Below are 24,881 nucleotides of genomic sequence, written 5' to 3' on the forward strand. Positions count from 1 at the left end.
CGTGTCCTCATGGGCGGCCTCGGGGGAGGTGTACGTGATGTCGACGGAGTCTGCCCGCAGCCCGTCGCGGGGCCTCGTGCGATCGAGGCTGATCACCGCGCTGAGCGTACGACCTCGGTCGCTCGGCCTGGTCGTGGCGCCGGCCGGATGCGGCAAGACCACCCTGCTCGCCCAGTACGCCGACCAGGTCGACGGCCCGGTGCGCTGGTTACGGATCGTGCCGGCCGACGCGGATCCGGCGCTGGTCCTGGCCCGCGTCGACGCGGCCCGCCCCGACGGCGACGACGGCCTGCTGATCGTCGACGACCTGCACCTGATCGAGGGCTCGCCGGGGGAGTCGGTGCTGTTGGAACGCGCCCTCGCCCTGACCGGCGAGGGCCTGGGCGTCCTGATCGGTACCCGTCGGGTGTCCCCGCTGATCCTGACCCGGCACGAGTTCTCCGACAGCGTCGTCGTCGACGCCGAGCAGTTGCGCTTCCGCGCCTGGGAGGTCGAGCGGCTGCTGCGCGACGTCTACCGGGAACCGCTGCCCGCCGACGACGTGGCGGCGTTGGCCCGGCGGCTCGGCGGATGGGCGGCCGGACTGAAGCTCTACCACCTATCCACCCAGGGGCAGCCGTTGCCCGACCGGCGCCGGGCCGTGGGCACGCTGAAGGTCCGCTCGGCCCTCTCCCGCGACTACCTCACCCGGACGGTGCTGGCGGAGCTGGCCCCGGAGCTGCACCGGTTCCTCGTCCTCACCTCGGTCTTCGAGATCGTCACCGCCGAGCGCTGCGACCGGCTGCTCGGCAGCGGTGGCGCGCAGGTCGCGCTGGAAGAACTGGAACGGCGGCAGGCGTTCACGGTGTCCCACGACGGCGGCCGGTCCTTCACCTACCACGAGGTGCTCCGGGGCCACCTCACCGCCGTGCTGACCGAGGAGAAGGGGGAGGCCGGGGCCCGGGACTGGCACGCCCGCGCCGGGCGGCTGCTCGCCGAGGAGGGCGCCACGCTGGAGGCGGCGCGCTGCTTCGCCCGCGCCCAACGCTGGCCCGAGGTGCACCGGCTGCTCGACGCCGCCGGCAGCGCCGTCGCCGTTCGCGGTCTCGATCCGTGGTCCGACCTGCTGCCGGCATGGTTCATCGCCGAGGATCCGTGGCTGGTGCTGGCCGACGCCCAGCACCGGATCAACGAGGGGCAACTGGCGGCGGCGGCACCGCTGCTGCGCCGGGCCGAGGAACTCTTCGGCGCCGGTCCGGGCGCGGCTCGATGCCGATCCCTGCGCGCCGACGTGACGGCCTGGCTGCCGGACACACCGCACTGGCGCGGACACTGGTCGGGTTGGTTGCGCACCGCCACCCGCCGGCACCCGGCAGTCGTGGTCGGGGAGGCGGAGCGGCTAACCGGTGCCGAGGACGTACTGGTCCGGGCCGCCGCCTCGCTGCTGGCCGGGCACGTCACCGAGGCGTTGCGGGTGCTGGAGCAGGAGAGCTGGGCCGACAGCGACCTGGTGGGGCTCGCCGGCCGGCTGTTGCGGGCCGCCGTCGCGGTCGCCCGCGCCGATCCACAGGCGGTCACCGCGGTCGCCGCCGTGGGCTTGGCCGCCGACCGGGCGGGACTGCCCTGGCTGGTCCGGTTGGCCCGGGCGGTGCCGGCGCTCAGCGGCGCGGAGGCGGACCTGAAGGAGGCCGCCGCGGTCACGGAGGAGTGCGACCGGCTCGATGACCCGTGGGGTGCCCTGCTCGCCGCGGGTTGCGTCACGCTGGCCCGCTCGCTGCACGGCGGGCCCGCACCGGAGGAGGCGACCCGGCTGCTCGACCGGGCCCGCGCGGTGGACGCCGGTGCGCTCGCCGCCTGGGCGCAGTCCCTGCTCGGGCTGGCCGCCGTGCGCACCCGGGTACCCGACGCCGAGGTCGAGGTCCGGCGGGCGGAGAGCACGGCGCGGGCCGCCGGAGTGCCGGGGGCGCGGGTGCTCGCCCTCGCCGCCGGGGTGCCGGCCGGTCCCGGCCGCAGCAACGCGCTGACGGCCGTGCACGCCGCCGCCGAGCACGCCGGCATGCCCCGGGCGGCGGTGTCCGCGTGGCTCACCCCCGAGGCCCAGCCGTCGGCGGCCGTGCCACGCAGCGCCCCGCTTACCGTACGCTGCTTCGGCGGGTTCCAGATCTGTCTGCACGGTGAGCCGCTGAACTGGGCCCCGCTGCGTCCCCGTGCCCGGGCGTTGGCCCGGATGCTCGCCATGCGGGCCGCCCCGGTGCACCGCGACCGGCTGCTCGACGCGCTCTGGCCGGACACCGACCCGGCGACCGCCACCCGGACCCTGCACGTCGCCCTCTCCAGCCTGCGCCGATTCCTGGACACCCACCTGCCGCACGCCGACCGGGAGACGCTGCTGCACCGCGACGGCGACGCGTACCTGTTGGCGTTGCCACCGGACGCGTGGTGCGACGTCAGCGAGTTCCGGCGGGCGGTGGAGCGGGCCGCCCGGCGCGCCCCCACCGACCCCCGGACCCTGGACGACCTGCGGGCGGCGGTGACCGCGTACACCGGTGAGCTGCTGCCGGAGGACGGCCCGGCGGAGTGGGTGGTGGCCGATCGGGAGACCCTGCGCCGGCAGGCGGCCGACGCGGCGGCCCGGCTCGCCGAGGCCGCCCTGCGCGGCGGCGACGAGGCGGAGTCGGCGATGGCGATGGCGGCCCGCTGCGTCGAGATCGACCCCTGCCACGACGTCGGCTGGCGGGCGCTGATCGCCGCGCACGACCGGGCCGGGAACGCCGCTGCGGCGGCACACGCCCGACGCCGGTACGCCGACGTGCTCGTCTCGCTCGGGCTGGACCCGGCCATGGTCGCGGGTGCCCCGTCGCCGGTCACGGTCAGCGCCGACCAAAGAATTCCGCTTCCCCGATCGCCACGGCCGGGATCAACCCGGGACCGTACGTCGAGCGGACAACCAGCCTGATCCGCACCAGGTTCGGCCGGGGAACGTCGAAGTGCTGCTCCCCGGGCTCGTCGAGCAGTTCGATGTCGGTGCTCTCTTCCTCGCCCTCGGCGTCGACGGTGATCACGGTCAGCTCGCGGGGGCGTCCCGCGGCGAGGTATGCCTGCCGGCGCGGACTGACACCCGGGGTGATCACGATGGTGAGCAGACGTACCGGCTCGTTGAAGCGTCCCTCCACCCACGAGTCGACTGCCCGGCCGGTCGGTGCCCAGTACCGGTTGCTCGCCCCGTCGATGAGCCGGTTGGCGCCCGAGCCGGGCGCCTCCGACGAGGCGACCACCGAGGTGGGTACGAGCGGGGTCGGATCCTGGATGCGGTCGCGTACCGCCTCCACTCCTCGCCGCGCCAACGGCGGACCGACCACGGCCAGCACCGCGACGACACAGACGGCCAGCATGATCAGCAGGATCCGGCGGGCGGCCGCGCCGACCCGGCGTTCCTCGTCGCGCAGACTGCGATGGCGGGACCCCCGCCCCCGCAACCAGTCCAACAACCGCTGCCACCAGGTGCGTTTCCGTTCCGCGGTGACCGTCGAGGCGACCAACGACGTGCCGCAGCGCAGACAGAACCGCCGGCCCGGGTCGTTCAGCGCGCCGCAGGCCGGATTCGGGCAGGTCACCCGGGTGTCCGGCGGGCGTGCCGAGTCCTCCTCCGACACCGGCCCGGGCTCCGGCGGGCCGGGCTGCACCGGTCTCGGCCGACCGGGCTGCACAGGTTTCGGTGCCTCGGGTTGCGCCGGTTCCGGTGGCTCGGACCGCGCGGACTTCGGTGCCTCGGGCTGCCCGGGTCCCGGTGGGTCGGGCTGCCCGGGCCTGGTCGGGTAGGGCTTGGTCGGATCGGGCTGGCCGGGCCTGGTCGGGTCGGGCCGTGCCGCCTCGGGGTGCCGCTCGTCGCCGGTCTGGTCTTGCTGGTCCGGTGGGGGCGTCGGCCGTGCCCGGTCGGTCGCCTGCCTGGTGCGCGACGAACTGTCCCAGAGGAACTCGCCGCAGGTCCCGCAGAACTGGGCGCCGGCCTCGTTTGTCGCGCCGCATTCGGCACAAGTGATCATGGCAGGATCTCCAGGGTCGTCCGGACGTGGGCCGGTACGGCGGAGGCCAGCACCTGGCGCACCAACGCCTCGTCGACGTCGCCCCGGACCCGTACCCGGACCGCTGCGGCCTCCTCGGCCGGCGGCTCACCCGTCGGCGTCGCCGACCAGCTCACGCCACCGTTGTCGGTGACCTCCACCTGGGCGCCGGTGGCGACCCGCAACGCCAGTTCGACGCCCCTGGCCGTGCCACGCCAACGGTGCAGTTCCACCGCGTGCCGGACCAGATCGCGGCGCGCCTGCGCCGGCCGGTCCCCGTCCGACGGGGCGGCGACCCAACCGGCCAGCCAGTCCAGGAAATCCGGCGGCGCCAACTCCAGGTCGAAGTAGGCGTCGAGGCAGTCCAACGTCAGCAGGACCGGTGCCAGCACGTCGTCGAGGCCGGCGGTGAACCGCTGCGCGAAGTCGTCCTCCAGGTAGACCGCGGGCAGCTGTTGCCCGATCGGGTGCGGGCTGACCAACCCCGGAATCGAACCCCGCATCATCTCCTCCTGACCTCGGCGCTGCGGCCCGTCACCCGGTGACCCGCACCTGGTGGCCGTACGAGAAGGCGAGCGCGTTGACGTCGAGTTCGAGGCGCTGCACCGCCTCGCCGCGTGCTCCGCTGGTCGGGTCGGCGCCGAAGAGGCGTACCTCCTCGACCAGGTCGACCCCGACGACACGTTGCAGTACCGCGTGCAGCTCGCCGGACTGCACGGGCCGCCCGAAGGGCCAGCCGGTGCCCTCCGGGCCACCCCGCACCGGATCCAGGTAGTCGTAGAGGGCCCGCACCGCGCGGCGGCGCAGGTCGGCGTTGGAGCCGCTGGCCCGGGACCGGGCGCGGATCTGGGCGACCACCGTGACCCCCTGGTAGAACGGCGGCTCGACCAGCACCCGGGCGCCGACGCAGCGGCGGGAGTCGAGGAAACTCCGGATCCGTTCCAGGATCTCGTCGCGGGGCCGCAGCGCGGCGAACCGGGCCGCGTCGTCGTCGGTGTCGCGGTGCTCACCCAACGCGGGGACCACCAGCACCCGCACCGCGGCGGAGTTCTCGCCCGCCGGTACGCACCGCACCCGCTGCACCTCCGGCGCGGCCTGCCGGGACAGCTGCTCGTAGTCCTCGGCGGTGACCGCCCGCTCCCGGGTCCGCAGGGTAAGCGGCCCCCGTACCGACGTCTCGGCCAGCGACTCGCCGTCCACCCCGCCGGTGGCGGCGGCCAGGTTGGTCACGGTCGACACGAACGGCACCGGGTCACGCAGCACGCTGAGCGTGCGGGCCGCCACATTGCCCTGCCGGCCGCCGCCCGTCCGATAGGCCGGAATCCGGACCACCGCGCCCTTCGGGGGCACCGCCCCGTGCTGGCTGAGGGTGCCGTCGGGCTGTCGTACGGCCGGTCCGAAGCTGATCTCCCCGCTGGCCCGGTCCACGCAGACGTGCCGATCCTCCGGCCGCGAGTCGGCGAAGGTCGGCACCTCCTGCCAGGTCTGCCAGCCGTCGGCGCCGCTCACCTCGATCTCGATCGCGCCGTCGGCGGCCACGATCGGGGCCCGCTGGACCGAGAACCGCTGGCCGGGTACCCCCTCGGAGGCGCCGAGGTTCTCCCCGGCGATCAGCTCCGCGTGGCAGGCCTCCACCGTGCCGCCGATGCTTACCGCCTCCGCCTGGCCCAACCGGGGCGGAGCGTTGAAGAACGGCTGCCCCGGTGCGGGCTGGCGCAGCCGGCACCGCAACCAGCCGGCGCGGTGCCGCGCGACCACCGAAGCGCTGTGTCCGGCCGGTACGTGCAGCACCACCTCGCCGGCCCGGTTGAGCGCACCCGTGCTGTCCCGCTCCACCGGGCACTCCACCCAGCCGTCGTCGGTCAACGCCTCCCACACCAGCGGAGGGTTCGTCGGGTCCACGCCGCGCCCGGCGACCTCCCAGTCCATGGTGAGCAGCACCGCGCAGCCGGGCACCGGCTCGTCGAGCCCGAACAGCACCGCGTCGCCGGCCACCGGCGGGTCGGCAAAGGCCGGTAGGCGGTCCGGGCCGTGCAGCTCACCGGTGCGATCCGTCGGCTGGCCCCCGGCCGGCACCGTCAGCACCCGCAGCAGCCGGCACGGCGGCACCGTCAGTTCGCGCAGCGTCTCGAAGGTGACCGGCTCGACGTTCTCCGCCCGGACGGTCGCCACGTGCGTGCCGGCCGGCACCACGACCGGCGCGTCCCGTGGCGCGGAGAGCCAGAAGGTGACGTCCGTCGAGGCCACCGCCGGCGGGAACGGGGTGATGCCGAGCAGGTCGAGGAACTTCACGTAGTGCCGGTCCGGCACCCGGTTGAGCCGGTAGAGCATCTGGTCGACCATGTACGCGAACGTCTCGATCAGGGTCACCCCCGGGTCGGAGACGTTGTGGTCGGTCCACTCCGGGCAGCGCCGCTGCACCAGACGCTTCGCGTCGTCCACCAGATCCTGGAACCGGCGGTCGTCGAGATTCGGTGCGGGCAGGGCCATCACTCGGCTCCGGGTTCGTGCGTGGGGATCACATAGAACGGAAAGACCAGGTTGCGCGGGTCGTTGTCCTGGCGCAGCCGGTAGCGGATGTCGATGTGCAGGGTGCCGCGGGCGGCGTCGGCGAAGTCGACAAGCACGTCGTCCAGTTCGATGCGTGGCTCCCACCGCTCCAGCGCCAGCCGTACCTGGTAGGCCACCTGCCCGGCGGTGGTCGGGTCGGCCGGCGCGAACACCAACTCGTGGATGGCGCAGCCGAACTCGGGCCGGCCGGGCCGTTCACCGGGCGCGGTGCCGAGGATCAGCCGGATGCTCTCCACCACCTCCCGGTCCCCACGGACCAGCGCGATCCCGCCGGTCGGGTCGGTACGCAGCGGAAAAGCCCAGCCGGCGCCGACGAAATCCGTGGCCATCCGCCTCACCCGCCGATCAGCACGGTCGGGCAGCCGGCGATGATCGGGGCCCCGCAACCGCTCAGGTCACCTATGCGGGCTGCGGGCCGTCCGCCGATCAGCACCGTGGGACAGCCGGGCGGCACCAACGGCGAGGGTGGATGCGGTGGGACGCCCGGAAAGGCACAGGTGTGCATGGTGCCCACGGTCGCCGCGGGCTGCCCGCCGATCAACACGGTGGGCACCCCGGGGCCGCCGATCGTCCCCGGGTGAGCCGTCGGATCGCCGACGCGTGCGGCTGGTGGCACGACACTCTCCCTTCGGTGCGGCCGACCCGTCGGCCGGGTTGTTCAGTTGATTCGGGTTGTTCAGTTGATCCGGACCACGGCGCCACGAACGGTGACCGGGCCCTGCCCCTCGACGCTGAGGTCGCCCTTTGCCGAAACGGTGACCCGTTGCCCGGCCAACTCCAGCGACCCGGTGCCGGCGTCCAGGCTGATCCCGTTGCGAGCCTGGACGCTCACCTTGCCGTCGCTGACGATCTCGATCTGCTTGCCGGCGCGGTCCAACCGCACGGTGAACTTCCGGTCGCCGGTGGCGATCAGCACCCCGTCCGGGCCGCTGCCGGCCTCCAGCAGCTCCAACCGGTGACCGGTGCGGGAGACCAGCGCCCGCGCGGCGATCCGGCCACTGCCGCCGTCCACCGCGTCGGTGTCCAGCTTCGGCGGCGCGTCCTTGCCGTTGTGCAGCCCACCGAGAACGTACGCGGCGTCCAGGTTGCCGCCGGTGAACCCGACAAGCACCTCGTCGCCCACCTCCGGCAGCAGCACCGCCCCCCGGTCCGCGCCCGCGCCGGGCTGCACCACCCGGGCCCAGCCGGTGGTGTACTTCTCGTCCAGCCACGGCAGGGTGAGCCGGACCCGGCCCAGCTTCTTCGGATCCTTCACGTCGCTGACCACCGCCGGAACCAGGCCCTGGCCGGGTCGTTCGGGCACCGTACCGCCGGCGGTCAGGCCGTACAGCGAGCGGTCGGAGCGGCCGGAGACGGTGAACGCCGTGGTGTAGCCGGCCTCCTGGCTGAACAGGTGCCGGGTGCTGGTCAGCACGTACCTGCCCTGGAACGGTTCGCCGATGTTGGCCAGCGCCACCGCCGTGCCCGCGCGTAGCCGGGCGTTGCCCTTCGCCACCCCCTCGATCTCGGCGCAGCCGGCACCGAGCTCACCGGCGAGCGCGTCGGCGACCGTCCGGACCGCGGCGTCCGTGCCGAGGATCGGATCGGCGACCAGGTACGGCGGGCTGCCCACCTTCTTCCCCAGCTCGGCCGGGTTCACCCCGATGCCCTGGGCGCCGGGCACCTTCGGCGTAGCGGTCGAACTGACCGCCCGCTTCGTGGCCGGATCCCAGCCGCGCGCGCCCACCTCGGGCACCTGCGCGGTGGCGGTGACCCCGGCGCGCAGCGCGATCAGGTTCTGGTTGACCTCCAGCACCAGCGGGTCCTGGGTGGCCCGCGCGGACGGATCGGGTGCGCCGGCCGGTGGTTCGGGCATCCGCAGGTGCAGCTCCCCGTCGACCACCATCACCTGGGCGCCGACCAGCTCCGCGAGCCGGTGCAGGAATGCCCAGTCGCTGACGTTGTCCTGGCTCAGCTGCGTCTCCGGCTCGCCGCCGATGCCCGCCACCGGGTCGATCCGGCCCGCCTTCAGCCCGGCCCGCTGCGCCACCTTGCGCACGATGTCGGGCACGCTCATCCCCGGGTACGCGGCGACCCGCCGCCCGCGCAGCAGCCGGTGCGCCAGGTCGAGGCCGCGTACCTCGCTGAACGTGCCGGTCGGGTCCAGTTCGCACTCCAGGGCGGTGACCTCGCCGCTGAGCAGGAGCACCGGCCCACCCGGGTCGGAGGTCTGCACGCTCAGCCGCACCGGCGCGCCGATGGTGAAGCCACCCTTGGCCAGCACACTGCGGTCCGGGTCGCGGTAGCGCAGCACGAACCGGTCGGGCAGGTTACGGCTGTCGTCCACCGCCGCGTACGTCAGCAGCGCCGCGATCTCGGCGGGCAACGGGCTGCCGGCCACCTCGACCAGGAGGGCGTTTGCGAACTGCTCATTGGCCACGGGCACCGTCCGTCAGTTCCTCGGGTGCCGGCACCAGCAGGGCGGTGCCGGGGCGCAGCCGCATCGGGTCGTCGATCTCGTTGGCCTCGGCGATCTGCCGCCACAGCCCCGCCCGCCCGTACGCCTGATAGGCCACCGAGTGCAGGGTGTCCCCGGCGACGACGACGTGGATGTCCCGAGCGGCGAGCGCGCCGGAGGTGGGGTTCTGCCCCGGCTGCTCGCCCGAGATCTCCTCCAGGGTCACCGTGCACAGCGCCCGTACCGGTGTCCCGCCCGGGGTGAACAGGGTGTACTTGGCGTTGACACTTGCCACGAAGGACGGAAAGCCGACCATGCCGCCCCAGTGGAACACCACCCACGGCGGCGAGCCCTTCTTCTGCTGCCGGCTCGCGTCGGTCGGTACGCAGCAGGCGAAGAGTTCCTCGACCCGCTTCACCACCGAGCTGTCCATGGTGTCGGTGGCGTCGAAGAACATCTCCAGGCTCAGCTTGCACGGATCCGACCCGGTGAACTCCGGCACCCCGCTCTTCTTGGCGTTGCGCTGCGCGTCCCGCTTCCACTTGGCGGTCTTGGTCAGCGCCAGCTCCTTCGGGTTGAACTGGAACGGGATCTGGCTCAGCTTCGCCCCGGGTGAGGCGGTGCCGCCGTTGCGGGGCGGCTCGTGCAACTGGAGGTAGGCGTGGGTCAACTGCGGCGGTGCCCCGCCGCCCCGCCCGGCGGGGCTGCCGGCGGCGGTGAACGTGACAGGTGAGGCGCTCACGGCTTCACCCCCCGGCCCCGGGACCGAAGAAGCCGTGGTGCGCCAGCTCCAGCGTCTCCACGGCGACTTTCGGGCTGTCCGGGCTGAGCTGCGGCCCGGACCACTTCACCGGGATGACGTCGAGCAGTCCCCAGCGGGCGATCACGGTGCCCTCCAAAGTGCGAGCCTCGATCGTGGCGGTCTTGCGGGTGATCCCGTTGGCCATGCCGGAGAACCAGCGCATCAGCTTGGTGCTCTCCGCCGTGATCGGCCGGGAGAGCTTGACGTTTGAGAACTTCATCCGGGTCGGCAACTGCCAGACGTGGCCGTTGTTGCCGCCCTCCTCGCGCTGCTCCACCACCACCTCGCAACCCAGCCCGTCGCAGGTGTTGAACGCGCCGAGATCCTGATCGTCGATCTTGACGACGAAGGCGATCGCGACGGCGACCTCGTCCTTGGTCATCCATTCCTCCTGGTCGTTCGGCGCTGGTTCGCGGCGCGGTGGTGCGGTCAGCCGGGTCCGCCGAGCACCCCGTGCCGTTCCCGGTCGAGGCGCAGCTCGGTCTTCAACCGGCGCAGCAGCGGGTCGTACAGCTTCTTCAGCAGTTCCTCGGGCTCCAACCCGGCGCCGGGTGCGCCCGGCGTGGCCGGCTGCCCGGCCGCCGTCGCGTCACCGGGCGGCGGTGCCGCCACTGTCGCCGACGGCGAGGGCAGGTCGGGCGGGGGCGGGCTGGACAACTCCGCCGGGGGCAGGTCCTCCGTCGGCACGGTCGTGGACTCGGCCCGCTGCACGGGCAACGACCCGACCGGCCCATCGGAGTACGCCGCCGCAGTGCCGCCCGCGCCGGAGCTGACGAGGTACGTCATCGGGGCACCGTCGCTGCCGGTGCTGGTGAAGAACGTCATCGGGCCGCCACCGCCGCCATAGCTGGTGAGACCGGGGGTGTTGCCGCCGGTGACCGGGGTGTTGCCGCCGCCCGAGCCGGACCGGAGGGAAGGGGGCGGCGAGCCGGGTGGCGCACCCACCCAGCGCTGGACCGGCGTGCCGCCGCCGGCTCCGCCCGACGTCGACGCACCCGAGGCGGCCGGCAGTGTCGAGCCGCCCGTGGTGGTCGGCGGTTGTGCCTCGGTGCGCGGCTGGGAGTGCTCCGGCCCGGGGGCACCGAGCGGGACGGCGTCCGCCCGCGCCTCGTGCTGCTGCCAGCTCACCCGTTGCACGCTCGGCCCGGCGGGCGCGGCCGGCTGGGGCAACTCCCCGGTCAGCGACCGGATCGGGCGGTCGCCGACCAGCCGGGCCACCACGATGGGCAGAGGCACCGGTACGACGTCGGGTTGCCCACTCGAACCGTCCGGCTGCTCCGGCGGTGCACCGTAGCCACCGACCAGACCGGCAGTGCCGGACCCGAAGCCGAAAGACTCGATGCCGCCGGTCGGTGCGTCCGTCCCGGTGGTGGCGGCACCGCCGTCGAGTGTGGCAGGTGCCTCCCGTGTGGCGCTGCCGGCCGGTGCGATACTCGCGTGCCTGCCGGCCGGCCGTACCGGGGAATCGTTTGTGGCGGCCGACGTGGCCAGCCGGGACACCACCGGCAGATCGGCACCCCCGCCGCTCCGGGCGACGCCGGGATCCGTTGCCCGGCCGGATGCGCTGGCCGGTCCCGGCGGGGCGGCCCGGGGCGGTGCCGGCTCCCCGTCGCTGGGTGGCGTCGCCACGGACGGTTGGCCGAGCAGGGGAGCCACCTGTGTCTCGCCGTCCGGTGGCACGTACGTCTGCACGGTGGTCGGCGACCCACCCGCGCCCGAGGGCGGACCGCCGTCCGGCGCGCTCCGGCCTGCCGGTGCGCCGACGACCGGCAGGTCACCGACCGGCGTCGGGGAACCGTCGCCGGTGCCGGCGTCGGGGCCGACATCTGCCGGGGAGGGGCCGGAGTCGGCATCGGCGGCGAGGCGCGAGACGACCGTCTCCCCGATCAGTCCCGCCTGGTCGCCGGTGCTCGCGCCGCTCCCGGTCACGCCCCGGTCGTTGCCGTCCAGCTGGCCGGTGTCGGTGCTCGGCTGGGTGGCCGGTTGGTCGGCGCTGCTCGGGCTGTTGCCCGGTTGGTCGGGGAAGCTCGGGCCGGTGGTCGGTTGGTCGGCGGCTACCGGTCGGTGGACCAGCGGGGGTGGGGATGCGCTGTCACCGGCCGGCACGCGCTGCACCGGGGCGGCTGGCGACGTGGCGTCGCGCGGCGGGAGCAGCGGAGAGACGATGGGCTCGCCGAGACCGAGCCGGCGGGGCGGTCGCGGCACCTCCGGCGTACTCCGCTGCACGGGCAGGTCGAGCCGCGGCCGGCCGGACGCTCCCGATTCTCCGGTAGCGTCCGCCGACGCTGCCCGGCCCGGATCGTCGACGGCGGATGCACCCCCTGCGGGAAGCACCGGATCAACGGGCTCGCGGCCCAGCGTGGGTACCTCGGGTGCGCCGGACTGTCCGCCGCCGTCTGGTGGCTCGACATCGGCCGGTTCGACGGTGGGCGGTTCGACGGTGCGCTGCGCCACAGTGGTCGGCTGATTGACCGTGGGCAAATGCAGCTCCACGGGTGGGGGCGGCGCGGTCAGCAGCCGGCTGACCGACACCGGCTCCAGCGGTACCGGCCGCGGCGGCGTCGCCAGCGGCAACTCCGACGCCGGCCCGGGCAGCGCAGCCGGTGGCAACCGCAGCGCGTGCGGCGTGCCCGGCCCCGGGTCGGACGCGCTGGCCGCGCCCGGCTGATGGCTCGCGACCGGTTCGCGGCTCGCGGTCGGGCCGGGGCCGCTCGTCACCGGGCCGGGTTCGTGGCTCGGGACCGGGCTGGGTCCGTGCGTCACCGGGCTGGGTCCGTGCGTCACCGGGCTGGGGAAGGCGGCCGGGCCGGAACTGTGCGAGGCGGCCGACCCGGACGAGTACGGGGCGGCCGTCGCGGGATCGGCGCCTCCGGAGCCGAGCACCGATCGTTGCAGGGACGCCGTACGGCGCGGCGTCGGCGCGGCCGGCGTGGCGAGCGGCATCGGCACCGAGTCGTGGGCGGCGGGCTGCCCGACCGGCCTCGGTTCCGTCGGCGCGGCCACCGGCTCGGCGGTGCCGTGCAGCACGCCTGCCGGTTCGGTGCCGGAGACGAGGTGCCCGAGGGGTGCCAGGTACGACGGATCGCGCCAGGACGCCAGCGTGCCGGTGAACGTGTCGGGCAGGTTCAACCGTGGCTCGTCGGGGGTGATCCGTTGGATCGGCGGCAGGCCCTGCCAGGCGGGCGGCTCGTTGCGCCGGTACGGCGCGACATCGGTCGCCGTCTCGGCCGGGCGGTCGCCGGTCGCCGTCTCTGCCGAGGCGACGCCGGTCGCCGTGTCTGCCGGGCGGTCGCCGGTCGCCGGGTCGGCGGCCCGGTCGTCGGCCGTCGTTGCCGCGCGGTCACCGGTCGAGGCGGTGTCGGGCGTGGCGTCCTGCGCGGTGGACCGCTGCACGGTCCGCTGCGAGCGCCACGGCCACCGCCACATCGGCTCACCGTCCCTGACTGATGCGATTGTTGATGTTCGCGATCTCGGCCACGTAGCGCAGCCGTTCGCCGTGTTCGAGGTCGAGGATCTCGTCCAGTGACCAGTGGAAGTGGTAGGCGACGTACGCGACCTCGGAGTAGATGCGGTCGGCCGCGTACGTCACGATTCCCCCAGGCGGCCGCCGGCGAGTTCGACTGCGAAACGGTGCTGGCACTCCGGGCAGACCACGCTGGCGCGGGTGTGCCCTTCGCTGTTGATCCGCCGGTACATGTCCTGAAGGAAGGCCAGGTCGGAGGCGAAGAGGTCCTCCACCACCCCGGGATGGATGTCCACCACCGTGCCGATCCGGGTGATCACCCGGCTGAGCAGCACCACGGTCAGGTAGGCCGGGTTCTCGCGTACCCGGTCGTCGCGCAGTGGCACCAGCTCGTCCCGGGCGGTCGCCAGCCGCATCACCCCGTCCCGGTGCACCGTGCCGGAGCCGTCGACGTAGCCGCGGGGCAGCTCGAACGGGAACTCCGTGCGCAGCGTCTCGCGCCGCGGCGCCACAGCGGGCGGTTCGGCCGCCTCGGTGCCGGGCGGCGGGACCAGGGATGACGTACGGCGCATGGGGCTACTCGACCTCCATCGCCTCGTACGTCACCACGAGCTTCTCGGTGAGTACGCTCGTGTCGCCGGCCTTGAGCGAGCTGATCTCCAGGCTCTTCGGCCAGGCGTTTGTCAGCTTGTATCGCTTGATCGGGATGCCCTCGTAGTCGAAGACGATGATGGCGCCACCCTTGCGGGCCTGGCCCATCTTGCCGAACCGGCAATCCTTGATCCACGATTCGAAGCTGTTGTCCGCCGTCAGACCTCGGGTCAACGTCACCTCGCCCGCCTTCGGCGCGCCGGGCGCCTTACGGACGGCGAACTTGCCGTCGGCGGTGTTCGACTTGTACTCGATGACGTCCTGCTCCATCTTGAGGCCGGTGACCTCGGTGATCTGACGGATGACGATGCTGTCCACCTCCAGCCCGAAGGAGTGGCCGACGGCGGAGTCGAAATCGGGGAGCGGCACGACTGCCTCCTGACGCTACGGGGATTACTCGTTGACCAGGCTGGTGCCACCGGACATCTGCGCCAGCTGGAAGATCACGAATTCGGCGGGCTTGACGGGTGCGACACCGATCTGGCAGACCACCTGGCCGGCGTCGATGCTCTCGGCGGGGTTGGTCTCCCGGTCGCACTTGACGAAGAACGCCTCGTCAGGGGTGAGACCGAAGAGCGCGCCGCGCCGCCACTCGTTGACCAGGAAGGCGCTCACCGTGCGCCGGATCCGGGCCCAGAGCATGTCGTCGTTGGGCTCGAAGACCACCCACTGGGTGCCGTTGAGGATCGACTCCTCCAGGTAGTTGAAGAGCCGCCGCACGTTCAGGTAGCGCCAGGCCGGGTCGGAGGAGAGGGTCCGGGCGCCCCAGACGAGGATGCCCCGGCCGGGGAAGGCACGGATGCAGTTGACGCCCAGCGGGTTGAGCAGTTCCTGCTCCGTACGGGTCAACTGGGTCTCCAGCGCCACCGCGCCCCGGATCACCTCGTTGGCGGGTGCCTTGTGCACGCCGCGCGACCCGTCGTTGCGCGCCCACACCCCGGCCAGGTGACCCGACGGCGGCATGAACCGGTTGGTGCCGGTCAGCGGGTCGAACACCTTGATCCAGGGGTAGTAGAGCGCGGCGTACTTCGAGTCGTAGCCGGCCTGGTCGGTGCGCCACTCCTTGACCTGCTGCGGGCTCAACGCGGGCGGCGGGTCCAGGATGGCCATCCGGTCACCCATCAGCTCACAGTGGGCGATCATCGCCGACTGGACCGTCTTCACCGACTCCAGGTCGATCGCGCCGCGCTGGTAGGCCCCCATCAGGTCGGGCACCGCGACCATGGTCACCTCGTCGACCGCCTCCAGGCCGCCGAAGCCGGTACGCTCCGCCGCGTCGCCCACGTACTCGTCCGCCGAGACACTCTCCGGCGCCGAGGTCGGGCCGGGGCCGATCAGGGCCACCTCGCCGCCGCTGGGCCGGGCCAGCTGCCCGGTCGGCGCCGCCTCCTCGATGGTGATCAGCTTGGAGCGTTCGCGGACCACGTTCACCACGTTGTCCTTGCCGCGCTTGGTGGTCACCGACTCGAACGTCTCGACCACCTGGCCGCCGCGCTTGACCACCAGGTTGAACCGGTCCTCGCCGGCACCCTCCGGCGGGTCGGCGACCTCGACGCTGACATCCTCCGGGGTTCCCTCGGGCAGGGCCCGGCCGACCACCTTGTACGTGCCGAGCACGGCGCTCGGCGCGGACGCCGCCGGCAACGCCTCCTCGGCCCGGTCACCGCCGACCCGCACGATGTACGCGGCCCCGCCGCCCTGCATGAAGTACCCGTAGACGGCGTGGCCCAGGTAGCAGTCCGGGGCGAACTCACCGAAGATCTGCGAGTACTGGCTCCAGTTGGTCACCAGCGTGGGGGTGTTGAACGGCCCCTGCGCGGCGAAGCCGACGAACGCGGCGACCGCCGTGCCGACGCCTTCGATCGGGCGGGAGCCGGACTCCACCTCCTCGACGTACACACCCGGCGCCAGGTAGTTGGGCATCACGCCTCCTCGTCCTTCGGGGATCAAGGCCAGCGTCCCGCGTGTGTCGTTGCGGTCGAACGTCCGACGGGACGCCCACCAGGGAAGAGATCGATGTCCTTTCAGGCAGGTGCTGCACCGCCCCGCTGGCGTGATAGTCAAATCATTTGTATATTCAGCCGCGTGGCACGTCCAATGAGAGAACCGACGTTCTGGATCCTGACCGCCCTGGTTGATCAACCCCGGCACGGCTACGGGGTGATTCAGCAGGTCACGAAGCTTTCCGGCGGTGAAACGCGACTGCTGGCCGCGACGCTCTACGCCGCGCTGGACCGGCTGGCCGCCGAGGGCCTGGTGGAGGTCGACCGGGAAGAGGCAGTCGACGGGCGGCTGCGCCGCTACTACCGGCTCACCAGCGACGGCGCCGCCGCGTTGACCGCGGAGACGCAACGATTGAGCCGCAACGTGCAAGCCGCGACCCGGTTGCTGGACGCCCTGCACCCGCCCGCCGGGCCCGCCACGGTGACCTTCGGATGAGCGCGATCAGGTCCACCTCCTACCGGTGCCACCGTCTCCTCGTCCGGGCCTATCCACCGGGGCACCGTCGGGCCGAACTGCTCGACACGATGCTCATGGTCGCCGAGGACACGGGACGCCACCAACCGACCGCCCGTGAGGTCTTCGACGTGCTCCGTCACGCACCGCGCGCCCGGCTGGGACGACCGGGCAGCCGGGCGGTGGTGGCCGTCGCCGTCGTCGTCGCGATTCTCAGCGGTTTCGTGGCCGCGTCGCTCGCCGCCCGCCTCATCGGCGAGACCGACCGGGCGTTGCCCACCGCGACGGAGATGGCCGGCATCGCCGAGCTGGTCACGCCGGGCGTCGTGGTTCCACCGCTGGAACGTCATGACCAGGTCTTCGTCAACGGCAACAGCGAGGCGCAGTTCGGCCAGGTCCGTTACCAGGTCGACCATGTCACCCCGATACCCGATCTGCGCGGGTACGACGCCGAGGTGGCCGAGCGGTTGACCGCTGCCGGCTGGCGGCTCGGCCCGACCGACTACGCCGGCCACTCGCATCTGCGTACCGGAGAGACCCTGACCGCGGTGAAGGACGGCTGGGTGTTGACCTTCACCAATTCCTACCACTCCGAGGAACCGGCCGAGGGCGGTTGGTTCGAGGTATCGGTACGCCGGGTCGAGTCGGCCGCGCTGCCGGTCGGGTTCGCGGCCGGTGGGATGCTCGGCATGGTGCTCGGCTGGTTCTTCACCGGCTGGGCGAGCCGCCGAACCGAGCACAACGCGGCGGCCAGCAGTCTCCTCGCCCTGTTGGCGTACCTGGCCGCCAGCAACTCCATTTTCCTGATCATCCACGTGATGCGGGACTACCTCGCCATTGTCGATCAGGGATTCGCCGTCCACGAGGGGCCGATCTGGTCGTGGCTCGTCCTCGGCGACGAAGGTCTCCTCCTGTCCGCCCCGGCGATCCTCGCCACCGTCGTCGCGGCAGTCGTCCTCGCGCGGTGTCGCCGACCCGGCGACGCCATCCCGCGGCAGGCGGTCCGAAGGTCTGCTCTCACCTTCGGTGGCTGGCTGACGGTGCTCGCCATGTTCGGCCTAGCGGTGATCTCCGCGTGCAGCGGGTGGGGCTACTACGGCCTGTTCGTCGCCGTCCTGTTCCTGGCGATCGGGTGGCGGATCTACCTGGTCAGGCGCCGGCCGGTCAGCTCCGCGCCTGGATGACGGCCTCCCTGCGGTGCCCTGAGCGCTCGCGCGCCCGCTCAGGGCACCAGGTCGGCCGGCTGAGTGTCATCGCTGGCTGGGCCCGCGCAGCGTCACCCGAGGGCCGGGCAACAGGTGCTCGTCAATCTGATATGCGCCAGTCGAAACTGCTGGAGACGATGAGTGCGTCGCGAATTATTTGACTGATGTCGAACGTTTCGATTTCCATCTGCGTGCTGTCCAGATAGTCGAGGTAGGCGTAGTCGGTTACGTCTCCCTCAAATCGGAATATGCTGCCGGTGGTGTCGCTCCATTCGTAAAGGCCGATCGTCATGCCGACCAGCTTCCCTGTCATTGCAGGGACCTCTCGAAAATCTCCTCGATGAAGCTCGCAGCCAAGTGCCTGCGATACTCTCCGTCCCATGTCGGCAAGCTCGATCTGCTTGTGGCAGCGAACGGCGAAGCGTGGAACTGCGAGCTTCATGCGCCACTCCTAGGCGGTGGTCCGCGTCCTACCGTGGAGGATTTTTGCGAAGGACGATTATTGATTCCCTGATGTGAGTGTTGTTGGGGAAGGCTGCGGCTAGTTTGTTGGCTATTGTTCGGGAGAGTGAGAGCAGGCTTCGCGTCTGCGAGTCAACAGCTGGGAAAATCTTACCATTGGTCTCGCGTGATGGTTGCAGCTTGACGATCTCTTCGAACTTCGCCGGGTGCACCACGTACATGTCCACGTCGAAGTCGCTGGGGTTGAAGTGGGTCTTTCCCTTGTGCTCGCCACGCCAACCCGTCTTGGCGCTTCCTCGGTACTCGATCGGCATGCCTTCGTAAGAGTGCGCGGCGAGGATGGCGTCGATCTCGGCCTTCTTCTGTGCATGGGCCTTACGCCAGATCTCGTTTCCCTTCACGCGTATAGTTTCCTCGATCTTGCTCGTGCTCAGGTCTTCGATGCCGAGATCGTTGCCCCACTTCTTAATTTCTTCAAGTAGTTTCTCAGCTTCTGCGACCAGCGGACGCACCTTGCCTGCTGCTTGTTGTTGTCCAGTCCTGCCCAGCGGGGTTGCGGGGGTTCCTTTGGGGAAGAAGGCGTCATAAATCGCCTTGAATCTTTCGACTGCTGGCGCCTGGAACGCCTCGATCCTCGGGGCGAGCTCCATCTCGTAAAGTTCTTTGACTGTGTCGTCCTTTATGGAGGACATGTAATACTTGAAATTGTCAATGCTGGTGTGTGCCTGTTGGAACTTCTTCGTCAGGGGCAGCTCTGCCCCGGACGCCATGGTGACCGCAACGTCTTTGGGCTGCGGTTTGAGGGTGAGAGTGTGTGGCTCGCCAGCCATCTGGAAAGGCACACGTACGGTCGGTCGTGCAGCGTTTCCGTCTTTGCTGTCTGGTGTGGTGGGGGGACTCTGTTCTTGCCTGCCTTCTTTCTTGCCCTTCTTGGCGCGGTTCTTTATGCCTGCCCAGATTCTCCGGCCGATCGCGGCGATCTTGTCGGCGACCCAGCCCACAGCCTTCATCACGGGCTTGCCGAGGGCGGCGAAGAAGCTCTTGACCTTGCTGGCGATGCCGCCGACGCCGAGCACCGCCGCGAGCACCCCGATCAGCACCGGTACCGACCGGGCCAGGGCCTTCTCGATCAGCGCCGGTACGCCGCCGGAGCCGCCGCCGGCGATGGCGATGATGGCGTCGAGGACGGAGTTGACGAACTCGATGATCTGGGCGCCCTGGGTGATGATGAACGTGACGAAGTCGATGATCATCTTGGCCGCGCGAATGAACGCCGACGCGGGGTTGAGCAGGCTTAGGATCCAGGTGATGCCGGCCATCAGGACGGTCGGGATCAGGTACTCGCTGATCTTGGAGAAGAGGTTGGCCTTGAGGTCGCCGACCTTCTCCTTGATCTCCTCCCAGATGCCGCCGAGGCCCTGCGACTGCACCTTCTGCACGATGGGCACGGACTTCTCGACCGCGCCCATGGCCTGCTCGGGCACACCGCGCTTGATGATCAGCCCTCGGATGGACGCCCAGGTCAGTCCCAACAGTGAGCCGATCATCATCACGATGCCGCGCAGATCGAACTTGGCCGGCAGTTCCAGGCCGGCACCGGCCATGGCACCGGTGAGCCAGCCGACCAGACCCTTCTTGAGGTGCTCGCCGATGTTGGCGATGAACGCCTTCAACCCGGCACCGACGGCGGAGACGAGGTTGCCGAGGAAACCGATCGGATCCTTGATGATCGCCGCGACCGCGCTCGCGGCCTTGGCCAGGACGCCGAGCAGCATGTCCTTGAGTTGCAGGATGGTCTTGATGGCCCCGGCGACGGCGTCCACGGCCTTCGCCACCAGGCCCTTGTTCTTCTCCTTCTCGGCGGCGATCTCCTCGTCCACCGAGGCCAGCGCCTCGTTGTACCTGGTCGCCAAGGTGTTGACCAGTTCGGTGCCCTTGTTGTTGACCGACTCGGTCAGCTCGTCGAACTTGCCGGCGAAGTCGGCGGCGGCCTCGCGACCAAGCGCCTGGAGGTCGGCGGGGAGCTTCTTTACCTCGGCCTGAAGCTCGTTTCGGCCGGTGGCGATGCGCTGCTTGGCCCGGGTCAGCTCGGTGCCGATGGTGTCGGCCACCGACGAGATGACCTGCTGCATCCGGTCGACGTAGCCCTTGCGGGCCGTCACGAAGATCTGGTTGGCCTCCTCGGGCAGCCCGGCGAACTTGTCCTTGATCCACCGGCCCTTGCCGACGATGCCCGAGTACCGCTTGTCCTTGTACTCGTCCATCCGCCGCTTGTGCTCGGCGGTGAACGCGTCCCGGGCTGCCTTCTCACCCTTGGTGAACTGGTCGTCGACCTTCTTGTCCAGCCCGGAGAGGATGTCCTCGACATCCTTCTTGGTCGCGTCGAAGACCTTCTGGAGGATCGCGGTGACCTTCGCCCGCTTGACCTCGTCGGCGGACTTGGCCTGTTCCTTGCCCGCCCCGACCTGCGCACCGGCCTGTTTACGATCCGCCGTCAGCGCGGTCATCGCCGCCGCGCCCGCCTGCCCGGCCGCCGCCTTCGCCCCGGCCAGGGTCTTCGCCTCTGCCGCCCGCACCTGACCCGGGGCGGTGGCCGCGTGCTTCTCGGCGGCGTTCTTCTCCTTCAACGCCCCGGTGAACTCCGGCTCGTTGGACTTCGCCAACTGCTCCTCGGTCACCTGCGCGTCGGCCATCTGCTGGTCGACCTGCTTCGGCCCGTCCGAGAAGTCGGTCGCCGCAGGCGGCGCCTTGTCCGGTACGGCCTTTGCCGGATCCGGGGTGCCCGGGGTGCCGGGTGGTTTCTCCGCCACCAGCGGCGTGACCGGCTTCTCCTTAGCCGCCGCCGTGTCCGGTGGCGCCTTCGTGGTGGTCTCGATCGCGTTCGCCGACGCCTTCTTGCCGTCGGTGACCTGGCCCTGCACCTGCCCCTTGACCGCGTCGGCCTTGCCCGAGTCGCCGAACTTGTCGGCCTCGTCGAGATTCTTCGGGGCCTGGGCGGCGATCGCCTCGTTCACCGCCCGGACAAACGCCGCCTTGTCGAACTCGCCCGGCTTCGCGGCGTTCATCTTCTCCGCATTGGCCGCCTTGCCCTGCGCCTCCTTGTCGTCCTGCGGCGGGCGCGCCGCGCCCTGCGCCTTGGCCGCCTCCGCCTTCGCCGGTGGGTGCGCGGCGAGCAGTTTCTGCTTGCCCCGCACGTCCGCCTTCAGCGCCGCGAACTTCGGGTCCGCGTTGGGCCCTGGCCGCTGTCCGGTCGCGGCGTCCGCGCCAGCAGCCAGGCGTTGCACCGGTACGTGGAGCGACGGCTCGACAGCTGCACCGTCGGTGCTGGACGCCGGGGTCAGCTGAGTCGTTGCCGAGGTGGACGATGGTGTGGAACCGGTCTGCGCGGGTGCGCCGCCGGACGCCGGTCGGGCGGTGGCGGGCGGTCGACGTGCGGTCGGTGCGGCGGCCTTGCGTCGCGCCACCAGGGCGGACACCGCGCGATTGCCGGCCGCCGCCTGTAACCGCTGGGCGACGGCGGGGCTCAACGGGCGACTGTCGCTCCGACGCTCTGCCGCAGCCGTCGACTCCAGGTCGTCGGCGGGCCGGGTCGGTGGCGGAGTGGCCGGGCGCACCGCTGGGCGTTGCGCCCCTCGTTCCTCGGCCGGCGCCTTCACGCTGCACCTCCCGGGCCGGGCAACGCCACTCAGTTCCCCGTGAAAACGAGCCTCCGACACCCGGAGTCACTGGTCACCGACCGGGCAGCCTCTCGGAAGTGCCACGAAGGTTGCCCGATCGGGCATTGCCCATCCGTCGAGGCTCAGGCGGCGGGGGCTTCCTCTTCCTCCTCGCCGGCCTCCTGCCGCTGCACGTACGTCTGCGCCGACTCGTCCTCCTCGGACATCTCCTCTTCGCGCTGCGCCACCGGGTGGTCGTGCCTGGCGTGCTCGGCCGACCGCTGCACCGGTGCCGCCGGTGCCGCCTGGGCCGGTGCCGCCGGAGTGGACATCAACCGGTCGGCGTTGGCGACGGCCTCCCGCTCGAAGCGGTCCGACGGGTCGCTGACCTTCACCCCACCGCCGTGGTCGGTGCCGTCGACCGGCCCGCTGCGCTGCTGCACCACGTGGGTCAGCTCGTGGGCGAGCATGTGCTGACCGCCCGCCGAGGACGGGTCGTAGCTGTCGCGCTGGAAGACGATGTTCGACCCGACGGTGTACGCCTGCGCGTTCACCGACTTCGCCGACTCGTGCGCGGCACCGTCGGTGTGCACCCGGACGTCGGAGAAGTCCTGCCCGCCGAAGCGGGACTCCATGTCCGCCCGCACCTCCGGGGCGAGCGGGCTCCCACCACCGGAGTTGACCACGTCGTGCACGGGCGAGGAATCCGGCTCGACCAGCTCGCCGACCGCCCGGTTACCCACCGCCCGTTGCAGGCCGAGCAGCCCGGACGCGCCGAGCACGTCGGGGCGGCCGGCGCTCGCCGCGGCGTACGTCAGGGACTCGGTGTCCCGGTCGGCGCCGGTCGGACGGTCACCGGCCGGGCGTACGGCCGCTTCCGAATCGAACTCGCGGTGTCCGCGCATGGTTACCCCCTGCCGCCAGGCTCACCTCGACCGTGCCCCCTGACCGGGGTCTCCCACCGGGTCGGTCGGCGCCGCAGGAAGGGCAACAACCGCTGCCCGAAGGGGCACCAGCTGTTGGTCAGCCGGCAAGGCCGAGGTAGGGGCCGAACTCGCTTTCCAGGGTCAGCCGGCCGAGCTTGCGGTACTCGCGGCCGACCGCGCCGATCAGCTCCGCCATGCCGACCGGGCGGCCCGCCCCGGCGGCCAGATAGCCGGCGGTCACCGCGGCGGAACGGATGTGCCCGCCGGCCAGCTCGAACGCGTCGGCCAGGAAGTCCAGGTCCACGTCGGCCGCGCGGGGCACCCGGTCGCCGAGGCAGCGGTCCCACAACGCCCGCCGGGCCGCCTCGTCGGGCACCGGGAAGTCCACCACCACGTCCAGCCGCCTGGTGAACGCCTCGTCCAGGTTGGCCCGCAGGTTCGTGGCCAGCACCGCCAGCCCGTCGAAGGTCTCCATCCGTTGCAGCAGGTACGCGCTCTCGATGTTGGCGTACCGGTCGTGGGCGTCGCGGACCTCCGAGCGCTTACCGAAGATCGCGTCCGCCTCGTCGAAGAGCAGCACCCCGTTCACACCGGCCGCCTCGCCGAAGATCCGTTCCAGGTTCTTCTCGGTCTCTCCGACGTACTTGTCAACCACCGTGGCGAGGTTGACCGTGTACAGGTCCAGCCCCAGGCTGCCGGCGACCACCTCGGCGGACATGGTCTTTCCGGTGCCCGAGTCGCCGGCGAAAAGGGCGGTCACCCCGTGCCCGCGCCCGCCACCGGGGCGCATCCGCCACTGCCGCAGCACCCGGTCCCGGTGCCGGGCCCGACCGGCCAGCTCGTGCAGCAGCGACAGCGTCGGGGTCGGCAGCACCAGGTCCGCCCAGCCGACCTCCGGCGGGATCCGTCGGGCCAACCGCTCCAGGCCGGCGGCGTTCTGGGTACGCGCACCCGCCCGCAGGTGCGCCTCGTCGACCGGCTCACCGGCGGCCGTGGCGAGCTGCACGGCCACCGAGGCGGCCCGATGGATCGCCGGCGCGCCGAGCACGAACTGGGCGGTGGCGGCGGCCGGGTCGAGCCCGGCGGCGAGCCCGTCGGGCAGGGCCGACCGCCACACCGCGGCCCGTTCCTCGGCGGTCAGCGGGGCGACCTCCACCTGCAACGGCGCCTGGACCGTCCAGGCCGGATCCCACGGTTGCGTGCCGTACGCCAGCACCGGCACCTCGCCGGCGGTCAGCCGGGCCCAGACCGCCCACGGCTCGTCACCCTGCACCGGCCCGACGACAAGCCCCGCCCCGGTGAGCAACGCCTCCCGGACCAGCGCGGTGGCCAGCTCCGCCGGCTGCGGATCGGCCGCCAGCCGGGGCAGGTCGACCGCGAGGGCGGCCCGCCCGGCGCCGTCGAGCGCGGCCACCGCCAGCGCTGTCGCGCTGCCGCCGGGACGTTCCCGCAGGTACGCCAGGCGAGCACCGGCCCGGTCCAGCGCCCGCCCCAGCGGTGCCGCCTCGACCGGCGGCGGACCGGACGGGGTGACCGGTGCGGCGAGCCCCACCAGCAGCGGCTCGGGCGCGTCCGCACCGAGCAGCCACCCACCGACCCGGTCCGGCACCCAGAGCCCGCGGCTGAGCAGCGGCCGGTCGGGGGAGTCCACCCGCAGCAGCGCCAGGTCGATAAGTGGCGCACCGGTGGCCAGCCGCAGCCGGGCCGACGCGGCGGCCTCGGGTAGCCCGCAGAGCCGCAACGCCAGGCCGATCGAGGGGCGGCGGCGGGTCACATCGTCGTTGAGGTAGCCGTAGAACTGCTCGAACCGGCTGTCCACGTCGGGGGCGAGCGCCACCAGCAGCAGCGCCTCGTCCAGCGGGGTCAGCCCGGCCGCGCGGGCCAGCGCCGCCAACCGGTCGCCGGTCCCAGGCCGGCCGCCTTCCGGTCCGCTGTCTGTCGGTCCGCCGGTTGCCGGGCCGCCGCCTTCCGTTCCGGTTTCTGTCGGGCCGCCGCTTTCCGGTCCGGAGCCGACCGGGCCGGAAGGCCACGGGTCGAAGGGCTCGCGGGCGGTGGCCAGGGCCGCGTCGACCGCCTCGTCGGAGAGGTAGAGCCCGCGGAACGGGTCGTCCGGCTGCGGGTCGCTCTCCCGCCGACGCGCCACAGCCGCGCGTACCGCCAGTTCCAGGCGCTGAAGACGATGCAGCAGCGGTCGCGTCTCGTCGGCCACGC

General features: G+C 72.0%; 20 protein-coding genes. 3 read left to right on the forward strand and 17 right to left on the reverse strand.

Annotated features, from left to right (window positions below; translation table 11 throughout):
• Positions 1–37: 37 nt before the first annotated feature.
• A complete protein-coding gene (locus AC507J_RS27840; protein ID WP_496292689.1) occupies positions 38–2,935 on the forward strand; it encodes an AfsR/SARP family transcriptional regulator in 2,898 nt (965 codons plus the stop codon).
• On the opposite strand, the gene AC507J_RS27845 is transcribed toward AC507J_RS27840, so the two are convergent.
• From AC507J_RS27845 to AC507J_RS27905, 13 genes are read right to left on the reverse strand one after another with little or no spacing between them, the layout of a single operon-like run.
• A complete protein-coding gene (locus AC507J_RS27845) occupies positions 2,850–4,022 on the reverse strand; it encodes an NADase-type glycan-binding domain-containing protein (protein ID WP_496292691.1) in 1,173 nt (390 codons plus the stop codon). The two genes, AC507J_RS27840 and AC507J_RS27845, sit on opposite strands and share 86 nt — an antisense overlap.
• Entirely contained in the window at positions 4,019–4,543 is a 525-nt protein-coding gene (locus tag AC507J_RS27850; protein ID WP_496292693.1) for a phage tail protein, read from the reverse strand. Before AC507J_RS27850 ends, AC507J_RS27845 begins: the two co-directional genes overlap by 4 nt.
• Positions 4,544–4,574: 31 nt before the next feature.
• A complete protein-coding gene (locus AC507J_RS27855; protein WP_496292695.1) occupies positions 4,575–6,530 on the reverse strand; it encodes a putative baseplate assembly protein in 1,956 nt (651 codons plus the stop codon).
• Positions 6,530–6,940 carry a GPW/gp25 family protein gene (locus AC507J_RS27860; protein ID WP_496292697.1) on the reverse strand — a complete coding sequence of 137 codons (411 nt, stop codon included), beginning with the start codon at positions 6,938–6,940 and terminating at the stop codon, positions 6,530–6,532. The genes AC507J_RS27855 and AC507J_RS27860 overlap by 1 nt, the downstream gene beginning before the upstream one ends.
• 5 nt (positions 6,941–6,945) lie before the next feature.
• Positions 6,946–7,227: a PAAR domain-containing protein gene (locus AC507J_RS27865; RefSeq protein WP_496292699.1), complete on the reverse strand. Its 282-nt coding sequence runs from the start codon at positions 7,225–7,227 to the stop codon at positions 6,946–6,948.
• 60 nt (positions 7,228–7,287) lie between these two features.
• Positions 7,288–9,030, reverse strand: coding sequence for a VgrG-related protein (locus AC507J_RS27870; protein ID WP_496292701.1), 1,743 nt, complete (start codon positions 9,028–9,030; stop codon positions 7,288–7,290).
• The gene (locus tag AC507J_RS27875) at positions 9,020–9,790 is read right to left on the reverse strand and encodes a CIS tube protein (RefSeq protein ID WP_496292703.1); all 771 of its coding nucleotides are present in this window, start codon (positions 9,788–9,790) and stop codon (positions 9,020–9,022) included. Before AC507J_RS27875 ends, AC507J_RS27870 begins: the two co-directional genes overlap by 11 nt.
• 4 nt (positions 9,791–9,794) lie before the next feature.
• Positions 9,795–10,232, reverse strand: coding sequence for a phage tail protein (locus AC507J_RS27880; RefSeq protein ID WP_496292705.1), 438 nt, complete (start codon positions 10,230–10,232; stop codon positions 9,795–9,797).
• 47 nt (positions 10,233–10,279) lie between these two features.
• Positions 10,280–13,276 (reverse strand): hypothetical protein, encoded by a 2,997-nt coding sequence (locus tag AC507J_RS27885; protein WP_496292707.1) that lies wholly within the window; start codon positions 13,274–13,276, stop codon positions 10,280–10,282.
• Positions 13,277–13,280: 4 nt separating this feature from the next.
• Positions 13,281–13,439, reverse strand: a complete 159-nt coding sequence (locus tag AC507J_RS27890; RefSeq protein ID WP_341716248.1) for a DUF6760 family protein — start codon at positions 13,437–13,439, stop codon at positions 13,281–13,283.
• Complete coding sequence (locus AC507J_RS27895) at positions 13,436–13,885, reverse strand: hypothetical protein (RefSeq protein WP_496292709.1); 450 nt, start codon at positions 13,883–13,885, stop codon at positions 13,436–13,438. The genes AC507J_RS27890 and AC507J_RS27895 overlap by 4 nt, the downstream gene beginning before the upstream one ends.
• A gap of 4 nt (positions 13,886–13,889) precedes the next feature.
• Entirely contained in the window at positions 13,890–14,333 is a 444-nt protein-coding gene (locus tag AC507J_RS27900; RefSeq protein WP_189047989.1) for a phage tail protein, read from the reverse strand.
• Positions 14,334–14,357: 24 nt separating this feature from the next.
• Complete coding sequence (locus AC507J_RS27905; RefSeq protein ID WP_496292712.1) at positions 14,358–15,887, reverse strand: phage tail sheath family protein; 1,530 nt, start codon at positions 15,885–15,887, stop codon at positions 14,358–14,360.
• A gap of 174 nt (positions 15,888–16,061) precedes the next feature.
• On the opposite strand from AC507J_RS27905, the gene AC507J_RS27910 reads away from it, so the two are divergent.
• Positions 16,062–16,403 carry a PadR family transcriptional regulator gene (locus AC507J_RS27910; protein ID WP_496292738.1) on the forward strand — a complete coding sequence of 114 codons (342 nt, stop codon included), beginning with the start codon at positions 16,062–16,064 and terminating at the stop codon, positions 16,401–16,403.
• A complete protein-coding gene (locus tag AC507J_RS27915) occupies positions 16,400–17,605 on the forward strand; it encodes a hypothetical protein (protein WP_496292714.1) in 1,206 nt (401 codons plus the stop codon). The genes AC507J_RS27910 and AC507J_RS27915 overlap by 4 nt, the downstream gene beginning before the upstream one ends.
• Before the next feature lie 121 nt (positions 17,606–17,726).
• On the opposite strand, the gene AC507J_RS27920 is transcribed toward AC507J_RS27915, so the two are convergent.
• From AC507J_RS27920 to AC507J_RS27935, 4 genes are all read right to left on the reverse strand, one after another.
• Positions 17,727–18,068 (reverse strand): hypothetical protein, encoded by a 342-nt coding sequence (locus AC507J_RS27920; RefSeq protein WP_496292716.1) that lies wholly within the window; start codon positions 18,066–18,068, stop codon positions 17,727–17,729.
• A gap of 28 nt (positions 18,069–18,096) precedes the next feature.
• Positions 18,097–21,615, reverse strand: a complete 3,519-nt coding sequence (locus tag AC507J_RS27925) for a phage tail protein (RefSeq protein ID WP_496292718.1) — start codon at positions 21,613–21,615, stop codon at positions 18,097–18,099.
• Positions 21,616–21,887: 272 nt separating this feature from the next.
• Positions 21,888–22,649, reverse strand: coding sequence for an eCIS core domain-containing protein (locus tag AC507J_RS27930; RefSeq protein ID WP_496292720.1), 762 nt, complete (start codon positions 22,647–22,649; stop codon positions 21,888–21,890).
• Between the two features lie 118 nt (positions 22,650–22,767).
• Complete coding sequence (locus AC507J_RS27935; protein ID WP_496292722.1) at positions 22,768–24,879, reverse strand: AAA family ATPase; 2,112 nt, start codon at positions 24,877–24,879, stop codon at positions 22,768–22,770.
• Positions 24,880–24,881: the final 2 nt, after the last annotated feature.

The organism is Micromonospora sp. PRAS1, from assembly GCF_059553435.1.

Bases quoted from the DNA above. Each gene is read 5' to 3' on its own strand.
- AC507J_RS27845 (WP_496292691.1), bottom strand. From the start codon at position 4,022: ATGATCACTTGTGCCGAATGCGGCGCGACAAACGAGGCCGGCGCCCAG.
- AC507J_RS27860 (WP_496292697.1), bottom strand. From the start codon at position 6,940: ATGGCCACGGATTTCGTCGGCGCCGGCTGGGCTTTTCCGCTGCGTACC.
- AC507J_RS27930 (WP_496292720.1), bottom strand. From the start codon at position 22,649: ATGCGCGGACACCGCGAGTTCGATTCGGAAGCGGCCGTACGCCCGGCC.
- AC507J_RS27850 (WP_496292693.1), bottom strand. From the start codon at position 4,543: ATGCGGGGTTCGATTCCGGGGTTGGTCAGCCCGCACCCGATCGGGCAA.
- AC507J_RS27840 (WP_496292689.1), top strand. From the start codon at position 38: ATGTCGACGGAGTCTGCCCGCAGCCCGTCGCGGGGCCTCGTGCGATCG.
- AC507J_RS27880 (WP_496292705.1), bottom strand. From the start codon at position 10,232: ATGACCAAGGACGAGGTCGCCGTCGCGATCGCCTTCGTCGTCAAGATC.
- AC507J_RS27910 (WP_496292738.1), top strand. From the start codon at position 16,062: ATGAGAGAACCGACGTTCTGGATCCTGACCGCCCTGGTTGATCAACCC.
- AC507J_RS27905 (WP_496292712.1), bottom strand. From the start codon at position 15,887: ATGCCCAACTACCTGGCGCCGGGTGTGTACGTCGAGGAGGTGGAGTCC.
- AC507J_RS27895 (WP_496292709.1), bottom strand. From the start codon at position 13,885: ATGCGCCGTACGTCATCCCTGGTCCCGCCGCCCGGCACCGAGGCGGCC.
- AC507J_RS27885 (WP_496292707.1), bottom strand. From the start codon at position 13,276: ATGTGGCGGTGGCCGTGGCGCTCGCAGCGGACCGTGCAGCGGTCCACC.
- AC507J_RS27855 (WP_496292695.1), bottom strand. From the start codon at position 6,530: ATGGCCCTGCCCGCACCGAATCTCGACGACCGCCGGTTCCAGGATCTG.
- AC507J_RS27915 (WP_496292714.1), top strand. From the start codon at position 16,400: ATGAGCGCGATCAGGTCCACCTCCTACCGGTGCCACCGTCTCCTCGTC.
- AC507J_RS27920 (WP_496292716.1), bottom strand. From the start codon at position 18,068: ATGAAGCTCGCAGTTCCACGCTTCGCCGTTCGCTGCCACAAGCAGATC.